This window comes from Paraburkholderia acidicola (assembly GCF_002362315.1).
GTDB classification, from domain to species: Bacteria; Pseudomonadota; Gammaproteobacteria; order Burkholderiales; family Burkholderiaceae; genus Paraburkholderia; species Paraburkholderia acidicola.
In genome coordinates, this window is the sequence record NZ_MTZV01000006.1 from 384,091 (window position 1) to 408,044 (window position 23,954).

A 23,954-nucleotide genomic window follows, 5' to 3' on the forward strand; every position below is an offset into this window, starting at 1 on the left:
AGGAGGCAAACGCGGCATCGGTACACCCCGCCCGATGATGGCTGGCGCGAACAGTCTGGCCGGCAGGTCTCCTGGCTAGCAGGTCGTCGTCCGCACCAGCCTTCCCGGTTGAACCAGTGGCGTGTGGAGCGCGGACTCGCTGCATACAGTTGCGGGGGCAGCCACAGTGTCACTGTGTTCCCTGTTCGGCCCCGAAGGGCACCGGCGAGGCTGTATTATGCCTTCTTTCCATAGCGCCATGACCGGGGGCCCTTATGCGGCGCGCCATGGCGAGCAATCGAGAGAACGACGATGAGGATGGTGGGATGCCTGCCTGGCTGACCGTAGTGGGCATCGGCGAAGAAGGCTTCGCCGGTCTGGGACGCGCGGCGCGGCGCGCGCTCATCGATGCGTCGGTGGTGGTGGGCGGCGAGCGTCATCTTGCGATGTTGCCAGCGCGTCTGCGCGCGCGTCGCGAGTCCTGGCCGCGGCCCTTCGATCTCGCGCCGCTGCTCGCGCATCGGCACACGCCGGTATGCGTGCTGGCGAGCGGTGACCCGATGCTGTTCGGTGTCGGCGCGACGCTCGCCCGTGAGCTTCCCGCCGACGAACTGCGCGTGCTGCCCGCGCCGTCGTCGTTGTCGCTGGCTGCGGCGCGCGTTGGCTGGCCATTGCAGGACGTGACGGTGCTGTCGCTGGTTGGCCGGCCGCTTGCCGCGTTGCATGCGCATCTGCACGATGGCGCGCGTCTGCTGGTGTTGAGCAGCGACGGCGCGTCGCCGGCGGCGCTCGCAGCGCTACTCGAGGCACGTGGTTTCGGCGCAACCCGGATGATCGTGCTCGAACGTCTGGGCGGCCCGCTCGAACGCCGTATCGATGCACGCGCCGATGCCTGGCAAGCAGGCGAGGTCGCGGCACTGAATCTCGTTGCACTCGAATGCCGCGCGAGCGGCGACGCATCCGCATGGCCACTTACGCCAGGTTTGCCCGACGATGCCTACCTCAACGACGGTCAACTGACCAAGCGCGACATCCGCGCGCTCGCGCTGGCGCATCTTGCGCCCGTGCCTGGCGAACTGCTGTGGGATGTCGGTGCGGGGGCGGGTTCGATCGGGATCGAATGGATGCGCGCGCATCCATCGTGCCGCGCGATCGCTATTGAGGCCGATCCACAGCGGCAGACTTTCATCGCGCACAACCGCGATGCGCTTGGGGTGCCTGGCCTGCAGCTCGTCGCGGGTAGTGCACCTGCTGCACTGGCGGGGCTGCCTGCGCCGGACGCGATTTTCATCGGCGGCGGTGTCACGACGGCGGGCGTGCTCGATGCGTGCTGGGCTCATCTGCGGCCCGGTGGCCGGCTGGTGGCGAACGCGGTGACGGTGCAGGGCGAAGCGATGCTGGTCGAGTGGCGCGACGCGCATGGCGGCACGCTGACGCGCATCGCACTCGCGCATGTGCAGCCACTGGGCGGTTTCGATGCGTGGCGGCCGACGTTACCGGTCACGCTGCTCGATAGCCGCAAGCCACTCGATGAACCGGCGGTGTCGACTGCTGCGGCGGTTGTCAGTCCCGCACCACCTCAATGACGCGCATCCTGCTGCTCGGCGGCACCGGCGATGCGTTGCGAATCGCGCGCGCGTTACCTTCGACCAATGAACCTGATCGCCCCCACGTCTATAGCCTCGCTGGCCTCGGCAAGGTACCCGACGATCTCGCCTGTGCAGTGCGCGTCGGCGGCTTTGGCGGCGCGGCCGGACTTGCGCGCTATCTGCTGGACGAACGGATCGGGTTAGTAGTCGATGCGACCCATCCGTACGCCGCGCAGATCAGCGCGAATGCAGCGGCAGCAAGCCGCTCGGCGAACCTGCGTTACTGGGCGCTGCGGCGCGCAGGCTGGCAGCAGCAAACCGGCGACGACTGGCGCTGGTGCGATGACTGGGACGGCATCGTCGGTTTGCTCGCACCGTTTGCGCGGCCACTCTTCACACTGGGCCGCGAACCGCTTGCGCATCTCGACGCGATCCCCGTGCACCAGCAGTGGACCATCCGCTGTCTCGACGCCCATCCGGTCAATGCCCGCGCGCGCGTGCTCGATGCTCGCGGCCCGTTTACGCATGCAGGCGAACGCGCCTTGTTCGATAGACATGCATTCGACGTCGTAATCAGCAAGAATAGCGGGGGCAGTGCGACCTCGGCAAAACTCGACGTCGCACGCGAACGGAGCGTGCCGGTCATCATCCTGCGGCGCCCCACGTTGCCCGCGGCCGATCGCGAGTTCGACGATCCGGCCGACCTGCTGCACGCACTGCGGAACCTACCCTGATACGACGTGCGTGCGACACCTCGCAGCGCTCACAGCGTTTGACGAGCGCTGCCTCATCGCAGCTTCCTATTCATTCATTCTTTCTGATCACGGAGTGTGGCATGACGGTGTTTTTTATCGGCGCAGGGCCGGGCGATCCCGAACTGATCACCGTAAAGGGGCAGCGTCTCGTGCGCACCTGCCCGGTGATTCTGTATGCAGGCTCGCTGGTGCCGTCTGCCGTGCTCGACGGGCACGCGGCGGAGCGCGTCGTGAACACCGCCGATCTCGATCTCGACACGATCGTCGCGCTGCTGGTCGATGCCCACGACAAAGGCCAGGACGTGGCGCGCGTGCATTCCGGCGACCCGTCGCTGTATGGCGCGATCGGCGAGCAGATCCGGCGTCTGCGCGAACGGGGTGTGCCTTACGAGATCGTGCCGGGCGTCACCGCGGTCGCTGCGGTCGCGGCGGCACTGGGTTGCGAACTGACACTGCCGGACGTGTCGCAGACCGTGATCCTGACGCGCTTCGCCAGTAAAACGACGATGCCGCCCGGCGAACAGCTGGGCGATCTCGCGCGACATCGCGCGACGATGGCGATCCATCTTGGTGTGCGTCATCTGGCGAACATCGTCGATGAACTGATGCCGCATTACGGCGCGACGTGTCCCGTGGCCGTGGTGTATCGCGCGAGCTGGCCCGATGAGGAACGTGTGTCGGGCACGCTCGCCGATATCGTCGCGAAGGTGAAAGCGACCGACATCGAGCGAACCGCGCTGATTCTGGTCGGTCGGGTGCTGACGGCGGAGAAGTTTTCGGATTCGACGCTGTATGCGAAGGATGCGGGACGGCCGGCGGGTTGAGTGCCCGGGTGCGATGTGCAATGAGCCGCACGCCGTGTTCACGGCATGCGGCTCATTGCGCTAACAACGCTCAGTTACCAACGGCTCACGACGAACCGCTCACTAAGCCCGCGTCTGCGCAGCAGTTTCCCCAGACTGCACCCGCGGCTGCGTTAGCGCGCTCACCACGACGAACACGATGATGTTCAACGCGAGCGCGATGAAACCGATGTTCACGTCCTTCAGCGTGTCCGGGAGGAACGGCAGCAACTGGCCGACGCTCAGATGCATCAACGTCGTCACCGCCACCACCGCCACACCGGTGACGATCCCGCAGAACGCACCTTGCTTCGTCGCGCGGTTGCGCGGCGCAAGGCTGCAGATCAGCGCCGGGAACAGCTGCGTGACGAAGCTGTAGCCCATCAGCAGCAACGCCACGATCGTCTCTCCGCCGTGCAGCGTGAACGCCACCGCGACCAGCGCAACGGCCGGCACGAGTACGCGTGCAATCCGCGTCACGGTCGCGTCGGATGCATCGCGCCGTAGCCCGCCGCGGTACACGTCGTTGGCGAGCAGGGTCGACGCGGTCGTCAGGATCATCGAGCCCGGCACGAGTGCGGTCAGCACGCCGGCGGCACCAACCACACCGACGAACCACGGGTCGAAGGTCTGGATCGTCAGGCGGAACAGCGACAGGTCGATGTCGCCGCCCTTGAGGCCCGGTATTTTCAGCGTCGCCGCGAAGCCGACGAAGAACACGAACAGCAGGATCAACTGATAGAGCGGCAGGACAGCCGCGTTGCGGCGGAAGATGCGCTCGTCTTTCGCGGTGAAGACCGAGCCGAACGTATGCGGCCACATGAAGAAGCCAAGCGAGGTGAGCAGCACGGTCGACTGGAACCAGATCACGCTCGAACCCTTCGCGGGGAAGCTCAGGAAACCGGGCCGCGCGGTATCGATTGCATGGAACATGTCGCCGAGGCCACCGTAATAGTGGATCGGCAGATAGATGCCGAGAAACAGCACGACGCCGAGGATCAGTGTGTCCTTGACCACCGAATTCCACGCGGAGCCGCGCACGCCCGAGACGATCACATAGGCGGTGACGATGAGCGCGCCGATCCACACCGCGGCGCTCGAGGAAATCGCGCCATACGATGTGATCGCAACGATGATGCCGAGCCCCTTCAACTGCAGCACCAGATACGGAATCAGCGCCGCGACGCCGACAAGCGCCACAAGGACCCCGAGAGCGGGGCTCGCGTATTTGCGCGTGAAGAAGTGCGGCTGCGACACGAGCCGGTTCGCTTTGGCATAGCGCCAGACGGGCGGCAGCATCCAGTACGACAGGATGTACGCGAGCGTCGCGTACGCGAGGATGTAGTAGACCGGCGCGCCCTTGCCGTAGGCGAAGCCGCTGCCGCCAAGGAACGTGAAGGTCGTGTAGATCTCGCCGGCCATCAGCAGGAACACGAAGGCCGTGCCGAAGCTGCGACCGCCCACGGTCCACTGTTCGAGATTCATGTCGTGCCCGCGCCGGGCCCGCACACCGAGATACAGCGCGAACAGCGTGACGGCCGCGATGATGACGAGCGCGCTGCTCATGAACGGACCTCGGCGGCTGCGTCGGCGGGCTGCCGGTTGACGGGATCGAAACGGTAGACGATGGCCATGATGACCGCACTCAGCACGACCCAGAGTACGATCCAGGCGAGCACGAGCGGCATGCCGAACACCAGCGGCTCGACGCGGTTGACGAACGGAACGCCGAGCAGGATACCGATGAACGGCAGCGCGGCGAGCAGACGAAGGAACATAGGGACAACTCCTCGAACCGGGTTGAGCATCGCGTGAACAAGCGGGGCTTCGGCCCCGACTGTATGCCGGATGGTTCTGCGCCGTAAAGGTTGTCAAAAATGTGAAGGGGGGTTGAAAGACGTTGCACCGCCGGCCGCGGCCGTTTATAGACCGTGTTGCAGAATGCTGCGGACGATTTGTTGCGGTTACACTGAGCGGCCGGGCGCATCGTGCATCGGGCAGCAGCATGTTGCGACGCAAGAAAAAAACGACTGGCCGGCATCCTGACGATAGCGACGATGCGGGCCAGCGGTCAGCCGATGTGGACTCGACACCGACATGATCAATAGCCTTATTCCAGACATTCTGTTCGGCTTCACCGGACTCATCAGCATCATCAATCCGGTGGGCGTGGCTTTCGTCTTTCTCGATCGCGCCGAATCGCTCAGCAGCGTAGAGCGGACCGCACTCGCGCGGCGCGTGGCGATCAACTCGTTCTTCGTGCTGCTGGTGGCGTTCTTCGTCGGCACGCCGATCCTGCATTTCTTCGGTATTTCGATGGAGGCGCTGCGCATCGGCGGCGGTCTGGCGGTGGCGGTGAGCGGCTGGAAGATGCTTAACGCGCCCGACCGGCGTCCGGACGAAGCAGCGGTCCAGCAACTGAGCGCGGACGACGTGAAATCGAAGGCCTTCTTTCCGCTCACCATGCCGCTCACTACCGGGCCCGGCACCATTGCCACCGCGATCGCGCTGAACGCCAACCGTACGCACAAGCTCTCGGAGTTCGTCATGTCGGCGGTGGCGTCGGTGTCGATCAGCGTGCTGGTGATGTTCGCGATCTACCTGACCTACAGCCGCGCGGAAGTGTTCGCGCGCTACCTCGGCGTCGACGGGACGAAGGTCGCGCTGCGCGTGTCGGCGTTTCTGCTGCTGTGCATTGGCGTGCAGATCATTCTGACCGGGGTTTCGGAATTTCTCGCACCGCTTGCCGGCGTGCGCGGAGCCAACTGAGAGGAGACCGACCATGTGTCGCTGGCTTGCCTACACGGGGAACCCGATCCAGCTCGAAACGGTGCTGTTCCGGGCGCAGCATTCGCTGATCGACCAGAGCCTGCATGCACGCCTCGGCGCGACCACGACCAACGGCGACGGCTTCGGGGTCGGCTGGTACGGACATCCAACCGACATCCCGTTTCGCTATCGTTGCGTGCAGCCCGCGTGGAGCGACCGCAACCTGCGTGAGGCTGCACGCGCGGTGCGTGCCGGACGTTTCGTCGCGCACATTCGCGCGGCAACCGACACACCAGTGCAGGAAACCAACTGCCATCCGTTCCGTCACGGGCGCTGGCTCTTCGTGCACAACGGCTCGATCCGCAATTTCCCTGCGGTGCGACGCGACCTGATACTGGCGGTCGCGCCCGAGTTGTTCATGGGCATGGAAGGCTCGACGGATTCGGAACTGATGTTCTTTCTCGCGCTGACGTTCGGGCTCGAACATGAACCGGTCAGTGCGCTCGAACGGATGGTGGGGTTCGTCGAGGAAACCGGCAGACGGCACGGTGTCGAGCATCCGATCACCATGACCGTGTGTGCGATGGACGGCGAGCGGATTATCGCGGTGCGCTATTCGAGCGAGACCGACTCAAGGTCGCTGTTTCATAGTACGTCGTTCAGGCATCTGCACGAGCTGTACCCGGAGGACCCGCGCATCAAGGCGGTGGGCGACGATGCGTACCTCGTGTTGTCCGAACCGCTCGTCGATCTGCCGGGTGTGTGGGAAGAGGTGCCGGAAGCGACGGCGATCGTCGCGCACGGCGAGGATATCCAGCAGCGCGTATTTCGGCCTCAGGCGGGTTAGGCGGGCGGGCGCCGCTTTCTACGCACGTCAATCGATGTATCCGTGAATGGGTGAACGCATGACACAGGACTTCGGAAAGACACTCCAGGGGGAGACGCCCGGACGTCGATCGATACCTGTTAGCGCGGCGCTTGTCGTGGTGATACTCGCGGGTGTGCTCGGCTTTGAGGTCTACACATGGCACGCAGCGTGGAGCGACCCAGGGAGGACGACGCACACTGTCGGCGCTCACCTCTACGGCGAGTTACAGGCCGCGGAATCCGATGTTCTTTCGGGCAAGATCAAGGACGCGAATGATCCACGACTGGCCGCGATCGGGGACGAAATTTCAACGTACGAGAATACCCGTCAGGACCGGAGTTTCGAGGACACGGTGTTGTTCGAAGGGCTGCATGAATACGCGGTGGAGTTAGGCGCGATCGCAGGGCTCGATGTGAGCCGATTGCCGCCGATGGTTCGTGAAGACGATCTGATGCCGCTCAAGCAGCGTAAGGCGGAGATCGAGAAATACGTGAATTGAGCTAAACCTTTTAAAAACAGGAACGTCATGAAAATGCGCGCGGGTCTCGTTGTCGAACTGGTGTGCAATCTGCTCCTGCCGTGGCTCGCGTACCGCACGGCGCTACCGCTTTGGGGGCCCGTCGGGGCGCTCTATGCATCGGCTGTCCCGCCTGTCGTGTGGAGCGTGATCCAGTTCGCGCAATCGCGCCGGGTCGATGCGTTGAGTGCGCTGGTCGTGCTCGGTATTGTCCTGTCGCTGCTGATGATGGCGTTGGGTGGCAGTCCGAGTCTGCTGCTGATACGCGAATCGTTGGTAACCGGCGCGATAGGCGCGGTATTCCTGTTGTCGCTGATGTTCAGCAAGCCGGCAATTTTCTACCTCGCCCGTGCAACGGTGGCACGGAAACGCGAGAACGGCGAGGCAGATTTTGAGGCCAGGTGGAGCAAATGGCCGGAGATGCGCGCGTCGATCCGCCTGATGACATGGGTGTGGGGCATCGGACTCGTAGGGGAGTGCGCGTTGCGCTGCTGGCTCGTATGGCAATGGTCTGTCGAGCGCTATCTGGTGGTGTCGCCGGTCATCGGCTATGGCATCTTCGGTGGTTTGACGTTGTGGACCATGTGGTACGCACGAAAGATGCGGGAGCGAGCGAGTCTGGCCTCGGCTGGCTAGTTGGTTAGCCGGAACAGGACGAACGATGCTGAGCGGCAAGCGGGTTTCGATGGTCGCGGCCATGGGCCGGAACCGGGTGATCGGAATGGGCAACGACATTCCGTGGAAGATTCCCGGCGAACAGCGGCGTTTTCGTCACTTGACCGAGGGACAACTGGTCGTGATGGGTCGACGGACCTATGAATCGATCGGGCGACCGCTGCCGAATCGCGACGTGCTCGTGATCGGCTCGGTGCCCATCGTCGCGCCACGTGTGACAACGTGTGCCTCCATGGAGCAGGCGACAGCCGTGATTGCCCGCGACGCTCGCGACGAAGTATTCATCGCGGGTGGCGAGCAGATCTACCGGCTGTTTCTTCCGTATGCGGATCGGGTCTATCTCACCGAAGTAGACCTGGCGCCAGAAGGCGACGCGCGGTTTCCGGAATTGCCTGCTGGTTTTGTGTGCCTCGACGAAGTGATGGTCGAGGGTCCAGTCGGCTATGTGCACCGGACCCTGGCAATCAAGGCGTCCACCGATGCACGATGATGCTCGCGTTGTTGTAGTTATCTTTCGTGATCACATACTGCCCGGTCGACTGCAGGTACGCTCTGAGGCCATACATCGAATCGACGTCGTTACCGACACTCACACTGCTTGAGTTGGCGTTGATCAGTGTGGTGTCGAGCTTGCCGGTGGTCAGATTGAACACATCGATGTTGGGCACGGTGTGAACGTATCCGGCGAACAGATAGTTGCCGGCTGCCGTGATCGACTTGGGATTGCTGACAGTGAACACCGGGTTGGGGTTAGTCATATTGCCCGCGGCCCAGCCGTGATACACCTCGATCCGCGTTCCGATCGACGTCCAGTCCGCGCTGCCGATAATGCCTTGCGCGAGGATCATCGTGTCGCTCTCCGCGAGGTAGAGGATGCGCGTCAGTGGCTGGACGCTGGCCGGAATGGGCAGTGGAATGGCCGGGCCCCATGACGGCTTGCCGCTGGCGTCGAACCCCGTCAACGGATAGTGATAGATCTGGTTCGTCTGGTCGAGACCGGCCCAGATGTCTCCCTTGCTATCGAGAGAAAATCCCGCCGTGACCGCTGCGGTCGTGTTGAACGCCGTACCCGGAAGCGAGGCATCTGGTATCGCGATGTAGCCGTTCGCCGCGTTGAAATGGAACAGGTAGAAGACCGCGGGGTTCTGTCCGGACGCGACCAGAATCCGGTTGCCGCCTACCGAGACGAGCTGGCCGAAGTGTTCGTCGCGCTGCGTGTCGTTGATGTTGAGGCGCGGATCAGACGGATAGGTGAACGGATCGACGGTGTTCGCGACAAAGGTTCCGCCCGAGGTGCCGCTATAGACGTTAGTGCCGCTATAGAAGTAAGCCCCGTCCGTCCCCGGGTCCGGCGCGGCGACGCCCTCGAAGTTCAGTGATTGCAACTTCCACTGCGGGTTGCCCTGACTGTCGTAAGCGTGAAGGTCGGTGCCGCCGTTGCGACCGAGATCCCAGCCGCCGCCCCATGGGTTGTTGAGCACATACAGGTTGCCTGCGGCGTCTTTGCCGATGCCCGCGACGCGCGTGAAGCGCTTGTCGCCGACCTGACCTTTGGTGCCCGCCGTGCTGTCGAGATATCCGCCCTGAATACCAAATGTGCTGGCCAGCAAGGGTGTGCCTGCCAGCTTGTACACCTTGATGTTCATGTCGGGCCCTTCGTCGCCGACCATCAGCAACCCCGTCGACGCATCGAAATACAACGCCGACGGTTGCGAGCCAGTGGGCATCTGGATGGTATTCAACTGCGTGCCAGTCGAACTGAATTCGGCGATCGTGCCCGCACTCTTCTGCGCGATCCAGAGATTGCCGGAGCCGTCGATGGTGAGCGCGCCAGGGCCTGCGATGTTGATGTCCTGTTGCCAGACGCCGTCGGTGGTGTAGACGCGGACCCGATTGCCAGGAAGGTCGCTTGCATAAAGTTGTGAGCCCGATGTCGCGAGTCCGGTGATCACATCGGCCCGTTTCTCGGTGGTGTCGGCGCTGACGTTGATGAGCACATCGCGCTTTTGCGTGGTGCGGTTGTAGCGTCCCACCGCGCCGCTTCCGTACACCCGGCTCGCCTGCAAGGCGACGAAGATCGAGGTGGCGTTGCCGGTAATGGCGCTGCCCTGAAACTCGTTGTGCAGGCCCATTGCCCCGATGCTTTTGCCACTCTGGTAGAGCGCGACGCCGCCCTCGTTTTCATCCCAGAACGAAGCCGTGTAAATGACCCCTTCGGGCGCGACCCAGATGGAACGCGCGGCGCTACCCACGTAGGTGGTGCTGGTTCCAAACGTGTTGGCGATCCACTCGGTGGTGTACTGCTGCGCCTGACATGTCGGCGCAATCGTGGCGATCGTAGCGATCAGCACTGCAGCAAATGATGCGGAACAGATGCGTTGCGTGATCATCATCGATGCTCTCCTGACTGTAGCCGGGCGATGGCGCGTGCTCAGTATCGGAGAAAAAAATATTCGTCTGACAATAAAAAAATTCGCGCCCGTGACAAACCGGTACGCGAATGGGTATTCGAAAAACGATCGCTTCAGGAACGTGGATTGCTACTCGCTGCCAGCCATTGTCGAAGTCAACTCGTTGGCGCGGCGCCTCGCGTGCTTCGCTCGGTCAGCGCTTTGCCAAGAATCATCGATGGGCGTTCTATCAGGTGGTACGTGACAGCCGCCACTGGAATGACCAGCGCAGCGGCGAGAGCGAGCGCTACCCATGCGGTATCGGCTGATGGCATCAGATGGATGATCGAGAGCAGCACCACCGTATGCGTGAGATAGAGGCTGTACGAGAGCGAGCCTAAATACATCACGGGCTTAAGCTCGAGCAGCGACGTGATGCGGCTTGATGCGATCGATGTGCACAGGATCCCGGCAGCGCCTGCCGCGCATCCCCAATCGAACAGAAAATCTCCGACGCCATTGGGCGCGATACCGGGAATCGCTCTCGACATAAAGTAAAGCGCTAGCGATACCGCGAGGACCGCCATCTTGCGACCGCGACTGGACAACCATGCCTGCCAGCGTGCGCGGTGAATGGCAAGCACGGCACCGACGATGAAGATGGCGGCGTAATGCGCGGTCAAGGTCCAGTCGACGCGCAAATTGGCGTTCGCCGGTTCGCCGTTCCTCGTGACGAGGAGCACATACGCACCGGCGGATATCAGCATGGCCATCGCAAGCGAACCGCGGGGCTGCGCGCGTGCGGCTACGTACACCACCAGCGGAAAGAACAGCGAGATGCGCATTTCATAGATCAACGTCCAGATCACCGGGATGACATGATCGGCGTGGTATTTGCCGATGAACGTGACATGGCTCACGACGTCATCTTTTGAGAACGAACCGTCCCAGGCACTATTGGCCCACCCGCCTGCCCAGGGAACGGGGCCGTGAAATACCACGCTGATCACACCGTACGTAAACACCAGCACAACGACGTACGGCAGGTAGATCCGACAGATCCGCTTGATCAGGTATTGACTAAAGGTGGGGCCTCGCCGCGAAGTCAGTTGAAGCGTCAGAACGAAGCCGCTGATGATAAAGAACAGAATGACAGCGTCGTGACCGGTCAAAAGAAAACGCAATGGTGTGTTCCAGACCCAATGAAGCGGAGTGAGGATCGAGAGATGATTGAACACGATGGTTAGCGCGGCGATGCCGCGTAACGCGTCGAGTTGCTTGAAGTATGAGCTTCTGGGCCGGGTACCGTTGTTCATCGAGAAATCAACCACTCGAACAACTGCAGTGACATGCCGGCCAGGCGGATAGGGTCGATTTGAAGTAATGCACCAAAAGAATTTTCACCGGAACGAGGAGGGACCCTGAGGGGCGACACGGGGGGACGTCAGCAAGACTCGTTCCTCGAATGTCTCATCGTTCGGTGATAGCGTGAAAGACGGTTACGCGCACGTCCTTCAATGAAGGTCGATGCGCGAGACTTCACCGACCTGCGGATCTTTCGTTCATGCGATGTAGATTCTGCCAGCCGCTATAGCGCGTTTTACCGGGCTTTCGGTGCACGCCGATGGTGCGCGATAGCGCTGGCCAACGGCGTGCGATGAGTTTTATTGCGTTATTGCGCGTGTGAAGAAGTCGTGGCAGTTGCGCCGCTCGCTGCGGACGTGCCCGATGCGCTCGATGCTGCAGCAGCAGCCCGCGGCGGCGCATTTTTCACATAGCGGTCGAACCAGCGCTCCATTTCATACACGAGTTGCTCGTTCGATTCGAGCGCCGAATACCAGTGCGGTTCGTGCGGCAGCATCACCAGCCGTGTCGTCCCGCCGTTGCCACGCAGTGCTTCGTACAGCAGCGTGGACTGCAGCGGCGTAGTGCCCGGATTGGCATCATCCATGCCGTGCACGATCAGCAGCGGCGTCTTCAACTGATCGGCGTAGAAGAACGGCGACACCTTCAGATAAACGTCTTGCGCCTGCCATACCGAGCGTCGTTCGTTCTGGAAGCCGAACGGCGTGAGCGTCTTGTTGTACGAGCCGCTCGTTGCCACACCGGCACGGAACAGATTCGAATGCGCCAGCAGATTGGCAGTCATTAGCGCGCCGTGGCTATGACCTGTCACGCCGATGCGGTCCGGATCGACGACGCCAAGCCGCACGGCCTCGTCGACCGCCGCCTGGGCGTCGGCGACGAGCTGCTCGTTGTAGGTGTCGTAGGCGTGCTTCGGGTCGCCGATGACCGGGAACGACACGTTATCGATAATCGCGTAACCGGCCAGCAGCATCAGCCGGTAGTTCTTCAGGCGCGTGAACGTCTGCTCGGACCCGCTCACCTGGCCGGCTGTTGCCGCATCGGCATAGTCGAGCGGATAGGCGTACAGGATCGCCGGAACGCGCGTGCCTTCGCGATAACCGGGCGGCGTGTACAGCGTGAACGACAGATCGAGCCCATCGGCGCGCTTGTACTTGACCAGACGCTTCTTGATCTGGCGCACCACCGGCGTCGGATCGACGAGATGCGTGAGGGCGGTCGTGCTCGACGCGTAGCGTGCTTCACCTGCGGGCGCGTCGACCGGGGCGCCGAGTGTGCGCTGGAACAGGTTCGGCGGATCGATCGGCGTCTGGCGCCAGGTCAGGAACGACTGCGTGCCCTGACCGGTGAACGCGACAAAATACTCGAGGGCAGTCTTGTCGCTGCGGAACAGGCGTTCTGTTTTAAGTGTCGCGAGGTCGAGCCGGTCGAGGAACGGCCGGTTGCCCACGGGCGATGCGCCTTGTCCATCGAGAAAGATCGCGCCGTCGTCGACACGGATCACGCGAAAGCCATTCGGTTGCATCCGTGTGACCGGTGTACCGGGATTTGCATATTGCTCGTCGCTCGACAGATCCCACAGCACACGTTGCGTGATCTGCGGAGCGTCGACGTCGACCATGAACGTGCGCTGCCAGTGACGGTTGTTGTCGTACTCGGAGAGCAGCGCGAGATTGGGTTGCGAGGTCCAGCCGAAGCCCGCATAGCGTTGATGCAGACGCGTCAGCTCACGCGGCGCGCCATCGAACGGCGCCTTCAGCATCATGACCTTGTCGCGCTCGGGCACATCGACGTTCCAGTCGCCACCGTCCAGCGCCTCGGCCCACACCAGCGTAGCGGGGTCGGTCGGCCGCCACGAGAAGTCACGCGGCCCGAGCGGCACGCCGGAGATCGGCACACGGTCGGCGAGCGGGCGCGACACGATCAGGTGAGTCGCGATCTGTGTGCGGTTCGCAATGTCCCAGACCGTGTAATGGTGCGGAAAGCGCTCGGCAGTCGTCACGTACGAATACGGCCGGCGGATCGTGGACACCAGCAGGTGCCGCCCGTCCGGCGCCGGTGCGATGTCATCAAGCAATGCGGGCGACCCGAGCGGCGTGACAGCGGCCGTGCGTGTGTCGACCAGTGCGAGCTGCGAGGTGGCGTAGTAATCGAACAGCGCTTCGTCGTGGACGTTCCTGAGCGTGTCGCGTGCCTCGTACGTGCTGCTCTGGCCGCGCCGTCCGTCGGATTCCTGGATGCCTGGGCCAACCGATTCATCGCTGGCAACCGGTGGCGGGCCCTGGTGCGTGGGAATCATCTTGACGAGCAGCGAGGTCTGATCGGGCATCCACGTCAGATCGTCACCGAACATCGGATTCAACTGCACGCCGGGAAGGCGGCGCACTGCGCCTGTCTCCCCGTCGCCGACCCACAGGTCGACCGAATGCGCGGTTACGTTTTCGAAGGCGAAGCGCTTGCCGTCGACGCTCCAACGAGGGCGCGTCGCGCAGACGCCGGGAGGTAGCGCTATCGGCCGCGTGGCGCCGGTTGCGAACGGCACCAGTTCGAAACGGGTCGCGCACGCGGGGATGCCGTAGCCGCCCGGGGTGTCGTGGCGGCTGCGGTTGGCGGGTTCGACGCGCACGCCGGCAAGCCGCAGGAACGGTGTCGCCACTCGTCCGATGGACGGATATTCCTGAGCAGTGACGAGCAACGCGCGGTCGGTGTTCGGGCTGACGACTGGTGCCGGCAGCGGTGGCGCAAGCATTACATCGAGAATGGCTTTCGATGGCTGGTTATAAGCGGAGGCGGCGGACCTGGCCGGGGCTGTCGTCGACGTTGGGGTTGCCTGGGCGAATGCAGTTTGGGCCGTGAGCGACACTATGAACGCGGCAACAGCGAGACGGGATGTAACGAAGTGAGAGGTCATCGTATGCGTGGCAGATTGTGCGGACATCAAGTCTTGGGGCGATGTAACACCGCGCAGTATTGCATGTGGCTGGCGCGATGCCTTCAGCACATGTCAAATTCGAAGTCCGGTCGTAGGGGACCGGGCAGAGTGCGCAATATGCCCGGAAAACCGGACCTCGTGTTTGCTCGAGGCGATTTTCAGTGTTCGGGAGAGGGATAAAGATAGACGGCGTCAGCAGCGAATCGACGCGTGGCGGTTGCAGTACGGAGCCGCAGACGATGTCGAGGCTCGATGCGATAGATAGACAGCGCAGGCGCCTATTCGAATGCCCCTACGGATGTCTTTGGCACATTCTGCGTGTCGATATCAGGCGAGTGAACAGACGTCGCGCTCGCGATAAGCACATGGGCTTCAGATCGATTGTGCGGATTCGTCGTGATGTGGTTGAACGACCGGCCGCGCGACATCGCGCGCATGAGCGTTAGTGCGCGCCTCGATCGCCGTCAGTACCGCCGCCATATCGGCCCCCCCGTGCCCGAGTGCCTGCGTTTCGCGGTACAGCGCGTGACAGACATCCAGCAGCGGTGACGCGATACCGGCATCGCGTGCGGCTTCGGCGATCAACCGGTTGTTCTCCAGCACGTTCGAGATCGCAGCCTGAACCGCAAAATCGCGACCGATAAGCTTCGGTCCTTTTACACGAGACACATCGCTGGCCATCGGACCGGCGTCGAGAATGGCGACGAGCTGCGCCGTGTCGAGCCTGTTACGATCGGCGAAATGCACGGCTTCGGCGAGACCGGTCACCATCGAGATCAGATACAGATTGACCGCGAGCTTCATCAGCAGCGCGTTCGGCACGCTGCCGCAGAGCATCGTTTCGCGGCACATCGGTGCGAGCACCGGACGCACGCGCGCGGTCGTGCCGGTGTCGCCAGCGAGCATCGCGACGAGCTGACCCGCTTCGGCGGGCTTGCGCGAACCTGACACCGGTGCCTCCGCATAATGGCCGCCCACTGCGCGGATATCGGCTTCGAGCCCGCGCGAAAAACTGGGCGAAGTCGTGCCCATGTGAACGACGATCCGGTCTTTGACACGCGACGCGAAGTTCGGACCATGACGGTCGAGCACCGCATCGACTGCATCGCCGTCGACCAGCATCAGGAACACGATGTCCGCACGCGCAAATACATCGGCGGCGCTGTCTGCGACTTGCGCGCCGGCCGCGGCGAGCGGCGCCGTTTTCTCCAGCGAACGGTTCCACACCAGCAGCGGCGTGCCGGCCTTCGCGAGATTCAGCGCCATCGGCTCGCCCATTGCGCCAAGCCCGATGAAGCCGATCGGTCGTGCGGCGTCACTCATCTGTTTACTCCGTGTGTGTGGTTCAGGTCGAATCAAGGATCCGCGCCGCACGCAGCGAATCGCTGCACGGTTCATGCGCGAGCCGGTGCGGCGGGTAAGCGCGGCGCGTGCGCGGTGGTGTCGTCGATGGGGAAGTGCAGCAGCGCGGCGAACAGTCCGGCGAGTGCGGTGGCGCCCCACACCAGCGAATACGAGCCGGTCGTATCGAACACGAAGCCACCCGACCACGCACCGAGGAACGAACCCACCTGATGGCTCAGGAAACACACACCGAACAGCGTGCCGAGATGGCGTGTGCCGAACACCTTGGCGACGAGGCCGCTCGTCAGCGGCACGGTGCCGAGCCACGTGAGACCCATCACGGCCGCGAAGATCACGACCGAGAGCGATGTTTTCGGCAGCAGAAAGAACGCACCGATCGTGGCGCCGCGAATCAGATACAGCCACCCCAGCACGTACTGCTGGCGGAAGCGCCCACCGAGCCATCCGCAGGCCCAGCTACCCACCATGTTGAACAGACCGATCAGCATCAACGCTGTCGCGCCGAGTCCGACCGGCATGTGGCAGAGGAACAGATAGCCGGGCAGGTAAGTAGCAATGAACGCGAGCTGGAAGCCGCATGTGAAGAAGCCGAGTGTCAGCAGACGGAAACCGCGGTGTCTGCATGCCTGCGCCAGAACCTGGCGCAAAGGGGCAGCGGGCGGTTCGACGCGTGTGGCGTCGGCGGCTGAACGGCGATCGAGGACGATGCCGAGTGGTGCCGCGGCGAGCATCAGCAGCGCGAGCACGAGCAGCGATAGGGCGATGCCCGAGCTTTGCCGGACGCTTTGCGCGAGCGGGATCATCAGGACCTGGCCGAGCGATCCGCCGGCGCTGGCGAGACCCATGGCCAGACTGCGCTTTTCCGCCGAGGCAGCGCGACCAACCGCCGTCAGCACGACACCGAAGCTCGTACAACTGATGCCGATGCCGACCAGCAAACCGATACCGATCACCAGCATCGCACCCGACGGTACGAGTGCCGCGAGCGTGAGGCCGGCTGCGAAGACCGCCGCGCCGAACGCGACGACGCGCGCGCAGCCATAGCGGTCGGCGGCTGCACCGGCGAACGGTTGCGCGAAGCCCCAGACCAGGTTGTGCAAGGCGATCGCGAGCGCAATCTGCGTGACGGGAATACCGCGGTCATAAGAGAACGGGCCGACGAACAACCCGAAGGTCTGCCGGATCCCCATCGCAGCACTGAGAACGAGCGCCGCGGAGATCACGACGAGTGTCACCTGGTATTTCGCGGGTATTGCCGGGATAAGGTGTCCTTTCCTCACTGTTGCCATCGCCCCTTCCTCCTCCGGCCATAGTGGCAGCGGGCGAGCGGGGCGGCAAAGGAAAAGATTTTGATGACAGGTGAGGGATATTCACCTGTGAGACGCGCGAGTAGCTAACGGGTTACTGCGGGGTTACCGCGTTGTCACCGCGCGTGAAACGGCTGCCGTATCGTTTCCGAGCGGATCGTTCTCGAAGCGCTCCGCTTCAGCCAGTAGCCATTGCCGGAAATCGAGCAGATCGGGCCGCCGGTCCGCGTGCTCGGCGCTGACAAGCCAATAGACCGTACCTGCGGCAATCGTCAGTGGGCTGGCTTCGACCAGCGTGCCGGCCGCGAGATCGCGATCGGCGAGCGGCCGCCGGCCCAGCGTGACGCCGAGACCCATGATTGCTGCCTCGGTGGCCAACTGGATCGTGTCGACGCGCAGGCCAGCGGTCGGCTCGATGCCCTCTGTGACGGTGCGCTCGAGCCACGCCTGCCAGTCCTCGCTTGCGGTGCTCACGTGAATCAGCGTCGCGCGGCGTAGGTCGACGTTGCCGTGTTCATCGACGAGGCTGTCGCGATAGGCCGGGCTGCACACCGGCACCAGTTGCTCGCCGAACAGCCGGGTCCACGCGGCGCCCGCCACCGGCACCCGGCTCAGGCGGATGGCGAAATCGAAACCATCGACGGGGAAGCCGACCTGGCGATGTGATGTATCGACGGTGACATCGATATCGGGCCAGCGGCTGCGAAAGTGCGGCAGTCTCGGTAACAGCCAGCGAGACGCAAGGGTCGGCGCACAGCTGACGGCGATCGCGCGATGCGTCCCGCGCGTGGGCAACCGTTGCGTGCCGGTCGCAATCAGCGAGAACGCTTCCGACACATAAGACAGATAGTCGGCGCCCGCCGGTGTCAACGACAACCCGCGTGCTTCGCGCACGAACAACTCGACGCCGAGCGCCTCTTCCAGCCCGACAATGCCGTGGCTCACCGCGCTCGGCGTCACGTTCAACTCCGCTGCGGCGAGCTTGAAACTTTGATGCCGTCCGGCCGCTTCGAAGAAGCGCAGCGACGACAGTGGCGGAAGACGAAGCGGCATCACGCATCTCCGGCAGTGTGCGCAGCGTGGGTCGCGGCGCGGCTGCCTCGCAGATCAAAAAGCGACGCCGTTAGAGGGCGCCATCGGTAAGGACGAAGGGCTGGTCGCGGTCGACCGGCGCACGGCTGGAGCATACCCGATCGCCTGTGTGCCATATCATGTATCATTTGGAGTTATATGAATCGCGACAGCCGACTTTCCTCGATCCTCCACGTTCTGCTCCATATGGCGCACAGCGATCGCCCGCTGACGTCGGACGAATTGGCCGCCTTTCTCGACACGCATTCCGCGTTTGTGCGGCGCGAGCTGGCGGGGCTGCGCGAGCTCGGCTACGTGCGCTCGGAGAAGGGGCATGGCGGCGGCTGGACGATATCGTGCGACCTGTCGCGCGTGTCGCTGCGCGACATCTTCGATGCGCTCGGCACACCGCAGATCTTCGCCATCGGCGATCGCAACGAGACGCCCACGTGTCTCGTCGAGCAGGCGGTCAACAACGTGCTCGGTGACGCATTGCGCGAAGCCGAAGCGCTGCTGATGGAGCGTCTGGGCCAGGTGATGGTGGCCGATCTCGCCGCCGAATTCACGCGCCGTCTGAATACGACGCCTCATTGCTCGAACAGGAATCTCCACGATGAAGACTGAAACCTACGATGCGGTGATCGTCGGTGGTAGCTATGCGGGCATGTCCGCGGCGCTGCCGCTTGCGCGAGCGCGCCGCCGCATTCTGGTGATCGACGGTGGCAAGCGTCGCAACCGTTTCGTCGAAGCGTCGCATGGGTTCCTCGGCCAGGACGGCCGGCATCCCGCCGATATCGCCGCGGACGCGCGCAAGCAGTTGCTGCGTTATGCAACCGTGCGATGGATCGAGGGCGATGCTGTGCGTGCGTCGGGCGAGTTCGACGCGTTTCAGGTCGCACTCGAAGACGGTACATCGTATGCGGCGCGCCGGCTGATTCTCGCGACCGGCGTGACCGACGAACTGCCCGACATCGCCGGGCTGGCCGAGCGCTGGGGCAAGAGCGTTTTCATCTGCCCGTACTGCGACGGCTATGAGTTGAACGAAGGGCGCATCGGCGTTATCGCGACCGGCCCGATGGGCGTGCATCAGGCGTTGCTGTTGCCGGACTGGGGCACGACGACCCTGTTTATGAACGGTCACGCGATGCCGGAGCAGGCCGAACGCGATCACCTGGCGGCGCGCGGCGTGCGGATCGAAACGGGCGTGGTGCGTCAGATCGACGAACGCGCGACGATCGTGCTGGAAGACGGGCGCCGTTTCGAACAGGACGGTATTTTCACAGGGCCGCGCATCCGTCTTTCAAGCACGCTCGCGGCGCAGCTTGGCTGCGATATCGATGAGAGTGCGTTCGGTGAAATGATTCGCACCGACGGGATGAAGACGACCAGCGTCAAGGGCGTCTATGCATGCGGTGACGCTACGCAGGGAGCAAAAAGCGTAGCGATCGCGGTGGGCGACGGTTATATGACCGGTGCGGTGGCGCATCGGTCGTTGATCTTTGAGTGATCGATGGGGCGTGCTTGCAGCCGCATGTTGCGCCGCGCTCATGCAGTATTCCGGTGAACGGGATCGTGATGCCGCGTTCACCGGGCGCGCGTTGTCGTGCTCCGGTCAGACCTTCTGCTCGGTCAATTCGACGCGGTCTGCATAGAACGCGAGATGTCCTTCAATTGCCGCGACGGCTTCGTACGGCGTTTCGTAGGTCCATACCGCATTGACGCCGCGCTCGCCGATAGCGGCGAGGCTGTAGTACGAGCAGTCGCCCTTGTACGGGCAATAGGTGAGGTGCTCGGTGCGCACGAGCTGCGACATGTCGACGTCCTTGCGCGGAATGTATTGCACGCCCGGGTAGCTCGCTTCACGCAGCGTCAGCGCGTTCTGCGTATCGGCGATCACGCGGCCGGCCACCGATACCACGACGCGGGCCGGATTGGGCTCGATCGTAATCGGGTGATCGGGGCCGGGCTGCTTGACTGGCTTGTTCATGGACGAACTCCTTCGTGTTGCGAGCGTGTTGCTGGGGTGGTGGGTGGCCCGGTGCATTCTTGCTGCCGATGGATTGCCGCAGCGGCATCACGTCATGTCCGATGTCGTGCGGCGGGCTTCGCTCGGGTCTGAGCAAAGTTTGACAGGTCTGCCGGGATCTCGCTGCGAGTGGCGCATAGGAGCGCCGCGCTGTGTCGTTGGCGTGTTTGCGGCACTCAAGGGATGAGCATTCACACCTGTATGAAGCCACGAGAAGTCTGGTCGCGCAGTTTCCTCACCATCGTTTCATTGCATTGGACGGTGTCGTCACTTGATGGATCGGCGGCAAACCCTGTCTGGTCGATAGAATTATTCCGTACTCGTGTCGTTCTCATATTTGAATATGCCGGGATGGCTTCGCGGCCTTAGCTATTATTCTGTAATGAAACTGTAGGAATTAACCGTCGGGCCGGATATCAGGGAAGCAGATAATCGTCGCGTGCGGTGGTCGGAAAGGCCGTATTGAGCGCTACCGGCCATTGTGGACGGGCTTGCTGCCCGATCCCGACACAGCAGCGGTTTCTTGGCTGATATCACAGAGGGTGATTTCGGGGTTAATAGATTTAACATTCCCTTAGATTTTATCTGTTACGAAACGATGACTGACAGGTAGAATTACAGGATACGAGCGGAAAATAAAGTCAGAGGCGGCATGGATACCCAGAACATAATCGGGGCAATCAGGGGCGGTCTTTCACAGCAGGACCGCCTGCTTAAACTGGATACGCCGGCAGGCAATAATGTCCTGCTGCCGCAGCGGGCCATTGGGCGCTCGCGGATCGGTCGTGACTTCACGTGGACCATCGATGTCGTGTCCACGTCCGGCGATGTCCAGTTGAAGACGCTGATCGCCCAACCGGTCACGCTCTGGATCCAGCAGGCGGATCACTCGTACCGCCCCCATCACGCTTATGTGCATACGGCGCGGCGCCTCGGCGCAGACGGCGGGCTGACTTCCTATCAGCTTGGCTGCGCTTCATGGATGCATTTCCTGCGCTTTCGTCGCGACCAGAAATACTGGCAGGACCAGCCAGCCGACCAGATCATCGCGGACGTTTTCAACCAGCATCCACAGGCACAGGGGATGTATCGCTTTGCGCTGTCGCAGCCGCTGCCGTCGCGCTCGTACTGCCGTCAGGATGAGACTGACTGGAACTTCGTGCATCGATTGCTCGAGTCCGAAGGACTGTACGGTTTCTGGCAGCAGGCCGACGACGGCAAGTCGCATACGCTGGTAATCACCGATCGTCTGCAGACACTCCCGGCGCTGACACCGGAACAGGTGAAGTTCTATCGCGCGGGAACCGGCAGCGAAACGGATGCGCTCACGCAATGGTCGGGTACGCGCACGCTGCAGTCCGCATTGCTGACGACGCGCACGTTCGACTACAAGAGCCCGTCGACACCGTTTAATCCAAAGGCAACGAACATCCCGACGATGGCGAACCAGGGTTCGCTACCGTCGCAGATGGAGGTGTACGAATACACGGGCGGCTATACCTATCCGGAGCAGGCGCGCGGCGACCATCTTTCGAAGATCCGCATGGAAGAGTGGGAGTCGCGGGCCAAACGCTTCGAAGGGGAAGGCGGGCTTCGCGCGATCGATGCGGGGATGCGCTTCACGATTACCGATCACCCGGAGCACGATCAGGATGCTTCCGGTGAGCGGGAGTTTGCCGCCATTGAGGTGACGTGGACGATCCTGAACAACCTGCCGCTGTCGGGGCATGAAACGGGTTTTCCGCACAGCCTGTCGAGTGAGGTGAAAGAGGCGCAGGCCGCTGATGCTCAGGGTGCTTCGAGCGTGCCTCACGCGGATGGTTCGACAGGGTTCTACCGGGTAGCCATCGAAGCACAACGCACGACGGTGCCGTTCCGCAGCCCGTTCGAACATCCCAAGCCGGATGCAAGGCTGGAAACGGCGATCGTGGTCGGACCGAGTGGAGCCGAGGCATACACCGACGAACTGAACCGCATCAAGGTGATGTTCGTGTGGGACCGGATTAACCAGGGCGATGAACGCGCGTCATGCTGGGTGCGTGTGGCGCAATCGGATACTGGTGATGGTTACGGCTCGGTGCACATGCCGCGTGCCGGCGAAGAACTGCTGATCGGTTACGTTGGCAATGATATCGATAGACCGATTGCACTTCATCGCGTCTATAACGGCGCGGCTAAACCGCAGTGGCATTCGAACAGCCTGCTCTCGGGTTTCCGCTCGAAGGAGTTTTCGGGCGACGGATTTAACCAGATGGTCATGGACGATGCGACGGGCCAGAACCGTGTGCATCTCTACTCAAGCAGTGCGAATGCGCAGCTTCACCTCGGGTATCTGATCAATCAGAGCGGTAATAGTCGGGGCAACTTCCTTGGTAGCGGCTTCGACCTGAGTTCGGATGCGTATGGCGCGTTGCGCGCGGGTCGCGGGCTGTATGTGTCGACGCATCCTGTCGGCAGTCAACCGCTCGATGCACGTCAGGCGAGTAACCAGCTAGTCGGTTCAGAGGGCGTGCTTGAAGCATCGTCGCAGGCGAGCGAAGCCTCGCAGGCCGAAAGCCTGAAGGACGGGCACGATGCGCTCAAGAGTTTCACCGATGCGACACAGCACAGTACGTCAGGAACAACGGGCGGAGGCGGCGTCACGGCCGGCGGCGGCACAGGCAACGCAAACGCATTCTCACAGCCGGTGATGCTGTTCGCCGCACCGGCGGGTATCGCACTGTCGACGCAGAAGTCGGCCCACATCGGGACCGACCAGCATATCAACCTGGTCAGTGGCCAGAGTACGCACATCGCGACGGGCAAGTCGCTGATCGCGAGCATCACGAACCGGTTGAGCCTGTTCGTGCAGAACGCGGGCATGAAGCTGTTTGCGGCGAAGGGCAAGATTCAGGTGCAGGCGCATGCAGACAATGTCGAGGTGACTGCGCAGAAGTCGCTGCTGCTCACCTCGGCGACGGAGAAGGTCATGGCGGCCGCACAACAGGAAATTCTGCTGACCTCTGGAGGCGCGTACATCCGCATCAAGGACGGCAACATCGAGATCCACGCACCGGGGAAGATTGACTTCAAGGGCGCGGACCACGCGTTTAGCGGGCCGACGCGCATGGATGTCACGAACCCTGCCTTCAAGGACATGCCGACGCGGAAGCTGATGTTGAACACCTTCGCGTCACCGTCTGCGACCAGTGTTGTTCCTGTGGGCATGCCGTACAAGCTGTTCGCGGACGGTGCGCTGGTGAAGCAGGGCATATTCGACAAGACGGGCCAGTTGCCGATCGATCATCACGCGACGACACAGAAGTACACGCTACAGATGGCTAACGGCGACACGCATGAAATTCCGGTACCGGGAGAATACAAGGACCCGGTCAACGGGGCGCTCGCGAATCAAGGGTTCCAGTTTCATGAAGGGCAATCCAGCGGGGACGCTGCGGTGCCCGATCGGGCCGTGCACCGAAAGACCTATAGTGACTTGCTTAATCCATCTTCGGAAACATAAGT

The 23,954-nt window shown here is 62.7% G+C and carries 20 protein-coding genes and 1 riboswitch; of the genes, 11 read left to right on the plus strand and 9 right to left on the minus strand.

Annotated features, from left to right (window positions below; genetic code table 11):
* Positions 1–44: 44 nt before the first annotated feature.
* A riboswitch (cobalamin riboswitch) is annotated at positions 45–221 on the minus strand.
* 84 nt (positions 222–305) lie between these two features.
* The 3 genes from cbiE (at position 306) to cobM (ending at position 3,147) form a co-directional block, all read left to right on the plus strand.
* Positions 306–1,565, plus strand: a complete 1,260-nt coding sequence (cbiE, locus tag BWP39_RS20705; protein ID WP_096723616.1) for a precorrin-6y C5,15-methyltransferase (decarboxylating) subunit CbiE — start codon at positions 306–308, stop codon at positions 1,563–1,565.
* Positions 1,562–2,302 (plus strand): cobalt-precorrin-6A reductase, encoded by a 741-nt coding sequence (locus BWP39_RS20710; protein ID WP_096723618.1) that lies wholly within the window; start codon positions 1,562–1,564, stop codon positions 2,300–2,302. Before cbiE ends, BWP39_RS20710 begins: the two co-directional genes overlap by 4 nt.
* 101 nt (positions 2,303–2,403) lie before the next feature.
* A complete protein-coding gene (gene cobM, locus BWP39_RS20715) occupies positions 2,404–3,147 on the plus strand; it encodes a precorrin-4 C(11)-methyltransferase (RefSeq protein WP_096723620.1) in 744 nt (247 codons plus the stop codon).
* A 102-nt stretch (positions 3,148–3,249) separates the two neighbouring features.
* On the opposite strand, the gene BWP39_RS20720 is transcribed toward cobM, so the two are convergent.
* Positions 3,250–4,731: a sodium:solute symporter family protein gene (locus BWP39_RS20720; RefSeq protein WP_096723622.1), complete on the minus strand. Its 1,482-nt coding sequence runs from the start codon at positions 4,729–4,731 to the stop codon at positions 3,250–3,252.
* On the minus strand, positions 4,728–4,943 hold the full coding sequence (locus BWP39_RS20725; protein WP_096723624.1) for a DUF3311 domain-containing protein: 216 nt from the start codon (positions 4,941–4,943) through the stop codon (positions 4,728–4,730). The genes BWP39_RS20720 and BWP39_RS20725 overlap by 4 nt, the downstream gene beginning before the upstream one ends.
* 319 nt (positions 4,944–5,262) lie before the next feature.
* Here BWP39_RS20725 and BWP39_RS20730 point away from each other — a divergent pair, with 319 nt between their 5' ends.
* From BWP39_RS20730 to BWP39_RS20750, 5 genes are read left to right on the plus strand one after another with little or no spacing between them, the layout of a single operon-like run.
* Positions 5,263–5,934, plus strand: a complete 672-nt coding sequence (locus BWP39_RS20730) for a MarC family protein (RefSeq protein WP_091006138.1) — start codon at positions 5,263–5,265, stop codon at positions 5,932–5,934.
* 13 nt (positions 5,935–5,947) lie between these two features.
* On the plus strand, positions 5,948–6,781 hold the full coding sequence (locus BWP39_RS20735; RefSeq protein ID WP_096723626.1) for a class II glutamine amidotransferase: 834 nt from the start codon (positions 5,948–5,950) through the stop codon (positions 6,779–6,781).
* A gap of 46 nt (positions 6,782–6,827) precedes the next feature.
* A complete protein-coding gene (locus BWP39_RS20740; RefSeq protein WP_096723628.1) occupies positions 6,828–7,301 on the plus strand; it encodes a hypothetical protein in 474 nt (157 codons plus the stop codon).
* 27 nt (positions 7,302–7,328) lie between these two features.
* A complete protein-coding gene (locus tag BWP39_RS20745; protein WP_096723630.1) occupies positions 7,329–7,955 on the plus strand; it encodes a VC0807 family protein in 627 nt (208 codons plus the stop codon).
* A 25-nt stretch (positions 7,956–7,980) separates the two neighbouring features.
* Positions 7,981–8,484, plus strand: a complete 504-nt coding sequence (locus tag BWP39_RS20750) for a dihydrofolate reductase (protein WP_096723632.1) — start codon at positions 7,981–7,983, stop codon at positions 8,482–8,484.
* Here BWP39_RS20750 and BWP39_RS20755 read toward each other — a convergent pair.
* From BWP39_RS20755 to BWP39_RS20780, 6 genes are all read right to left on the minus strand, one after another.
* Positions 8,459–10,384, minus strand: a complete 1,926-nt coding sequence (locus BWP39_RS20755) for an SMP-30/gluconolactonase/LRE family protein (protein WP_096726055.1) — start codon at positions 10,382–10,384, stop codon at positions 8,459–8,461. The two genes, BWP39_RS20750 and BWP39_RS20755, sit on opposite strands and share 26 nt — an antisense overlap.
* A 176-nt stretch (positions 10,385–10,560) precedes the next feature.
* Entirely contained in the window at positions 10,561–11,700 is a 1,140-nt protein-coding gene (locus BWP39_RS20760; RefSeq protein ID WP_096723634.1) for an acyltransferase family protein, read from the minus strand.
* Between the two features lie 356 nt (positions 11,701–12,056).
* On the minus strand, positions 12,057–14,687 hold the full coding sequence (locus BWP39_RS20765; RefSeq protein WP_207556997.1) for a S9 family peptidase: 2,631 nt from the start codon (positions 14,685–14,687) through the stop codon (positions 12,057–12,059).
* Between the two features lie 366 nt (positions 14,688–15,053).
* Positions 15,054–16,004 (minus strand): NAD(P)-dependent oxidoreductase, encoded by a 951-nt coding sequence (locus tag BWP39_RS20770; RefSeq protein ID WP_096723636.1) that lies wholly within the window; start codon positions 16,002–16,004, stop codon positions 15,054–15,056.
* 71 nt (positions 16,005–16,075) lie between these two features.
* Positions 16,076–17,335, minus strand: coding sequence for an MFS transporter (locus tag BWP39_RS20775; RefSeq protein ID WP_096723638.1), 1,260 nt, complete (start codon positions 17,333–17,335; stop codon positions 16,076–16,078).
* 123 nt (positions 17,336–17,458) lie between these two features.
* Positions 17,459–18,406, minus strand: a complete 948-nt coding sequence (locus BWP39_RS20780; protein WP_096723640.1) for a LysR substrate-binding domain-containing protein — start codon at positions 18,404–18,406, stop codon at positions 17,459–17,461.
* 177 nt (positions 18,407–18,583) lie between these two features.
* Between BWP39_RS20780 and BWP39_RS20785 the strand changes: the two genes are divergently transcribed.
* Positions 18,584–19,048: an Rrf2 family transcriptional regulator gene (locus BWP39_RS20785; protein WP_096723642.1), complete on the plus strand. Its 465-nt coding sequence runs from the start codon at positions 18,584–18,586 to the stop codon at positions 19,046–19,048.
* Positions 19,038–19,931, plus strand: a complete 894-nt coding sequence (locus BWP39_RS20790) for an NAD(P)/FAD-dependent oxidoreductase (protein ID WP_096723643.1) — start codon at positions 19,038–19,040, stop codon at positions 19,929–19,931. The genes BWP39_RS20785 and BWP39_RS20790 overlap by 11 nt, the downstream gene beginning before the upstream one ends.
* 105 nt (positions 19,932–20,036) lie before the next feature.
* Here BWP39_RS20790 and BWP39_RS20795 read toward each other — a convergent pair whose 3' ends face one another.
* The gene (locus BWP39_RS20795) at positions 20,037–20,411 is read right to left on the minus strand and encodes a DUF427 domain-containing protein (protein WP_096723645.1); all 375 of its coding nucleotides are present in this window, start codon (positions 20,409–20,411) and stop codon (positions 20,037–20,039) included.
* Positions 20,412–21,102: 691 nt separating this feature from the next.
* Between BWP39_RS20795 and BWP39_RS20800 the strand changes: the two genes are divergently transcribed.
* The gene (locus BWP39_RS20800) at positions 21,103–23,952 is read left to right on the plus strand and encodes a type VI secretion system Vgr family protein (RefSeq protein ID WP_096723647.1); all 2,850 of its coding nucleotides are present in this window, start codon (positions 21,103–21,105) and stop codon (positions 23,950–23,952) included.
* Positions 23,953–23,954: the final 2 nt, after the last annotated feature.

Coding starts and splice junctions, on each gene's coding strand:
- BWP39_RS20760 (WP_096723634.1), bottom strand. CDS start 11,700: ATGAACAACGGTACCCGGCCCAGAAGCTCATACTTCAAGCAACTCGAC.
- BWP39_RS20735 (WP_096723626.1), top strand. CDS start 5,948: ATGTGTCGCTGGCTTGCCTACACGGGGAACCCGATCCAGCTCGAAACG.
- BWP39_RS20740 (WP_096723628.1), top strand. CDS start 6,828: ATGGGTGAACGCATGACACAGGACTTCGGAAAGACACTCCAGGGGGAG.
- BWP39_RS20800 (WP_096723647.1), top strand. CDS start 21,103: ATGGATACCCAGAACATAATCGGGGCAATCAGGGGCGGTCTTTCACAG.
- BWP39_RS20755 (WP_096726055.1), bottom strand. CDS start 10,384: ATGATCACGCAACGCATCTGTTCCGCATCATTTGCTGCAGTGCTGATC.
- BWP39_RS20795 (WP_096723645.1), bottom strand. CDS start 20,411: ATGAACAAGCCAGTCAAGCAGCCCGGCCCCGATCACCCGATTACGATC.
- BWP39_RS20710 (WP_096723618.1), top strand. CDS start 1,562: ATGACGCGCATCCTGCTGCTCGGCGGCACCGGCGATGCGTTGCGAATC.
- BWP39_RS20770 (WP_096723636.1), bottom strand. CDS start 16,004: ATGAGTGACGCCGCACGACCGATCGGCTTCATCGGGCTTGGCGCAATG.
- cobM (WP_096723620.1), top strand. CDS start 2,404: ATGACGGTGTTTTTTATCGGCGCAGGGCCGGGCGATCCCGAACTGATC.
- BWP39_RS20745 (WP_096723630.1), top strand. CDS start 7,329: ATGAAAATGCGCGCGGGTCTCGTTGTCGAACTGGTGTGCAATCTGCTC.
- BWP39_RS20790 (WP_096723643.1), top strand. CDS start 19,038: ATGAAGACTGAAACCTACGATGCGGTGATCGTCGGTGGTAGCTATGCG.
- BWP39_RS20750 (WP_096723632.1), top strand. CDS start 7,981: ATGCTGAGCGGCAAGCGGGTTTCGATGGTCGCGGCCATGGGCCGGAAC.
- BWP39_RS20765 (WP_207556997.1), bottom strand. CDS start 14,687: ATGTCCGCACAATCTGCCACGCATACGATGACCTCTCACTTCGTTACA.
- BWP39_RS20785 (WP_096723642.1), top strand. CDS start 18,584: ATGAATCGCGACAGCCGACTTTCCTCGATCCTCCACGTTCTGCTCCAT.
- BWP39_RS20730 (WP_091006138.1), top strand. CDS start 5,263: ATGATCAATAGCCTTATTCCAGACATTCTGTTCGGCTTCACCGGACTC.
- BWP39_RS20725 (WP_096723624.1), bottom strand. CDS start 4,943: ATGTTCCTTCGTCTGCTCGCCGCGCTGCCGTTCATCGGTATCCTGCTC.
- BWP39_RS20720 (WP_096723622.1), bottom strand. CDS start 4,731: ATGAGCAGCGCGCTCGTCATCATCGCGGCCGTCACGCTGTTCGCGCTG.
- BWP39_RS20780 (WP_096723640.1), bottom strand. CDS start 18,406: ATGCCGCTTCGTCTTCCGCCACTGTCGTCGCTGCGCTTCTTCGAAGCG.
- cbiE (WP_096723616.1), top strand. CDS start 306: ATGCCTGCCTGGCTGACCGTAGTGGGCATCGGCGAAGAAGGCTTCGCC.
- BWP39_RS20775 (WP_096723638.1), bottom strand. CDS start 17,335: ATGGCAACAGTGAGGAAAGGACACCTTATCCCGGCAATACCCGCGAAA.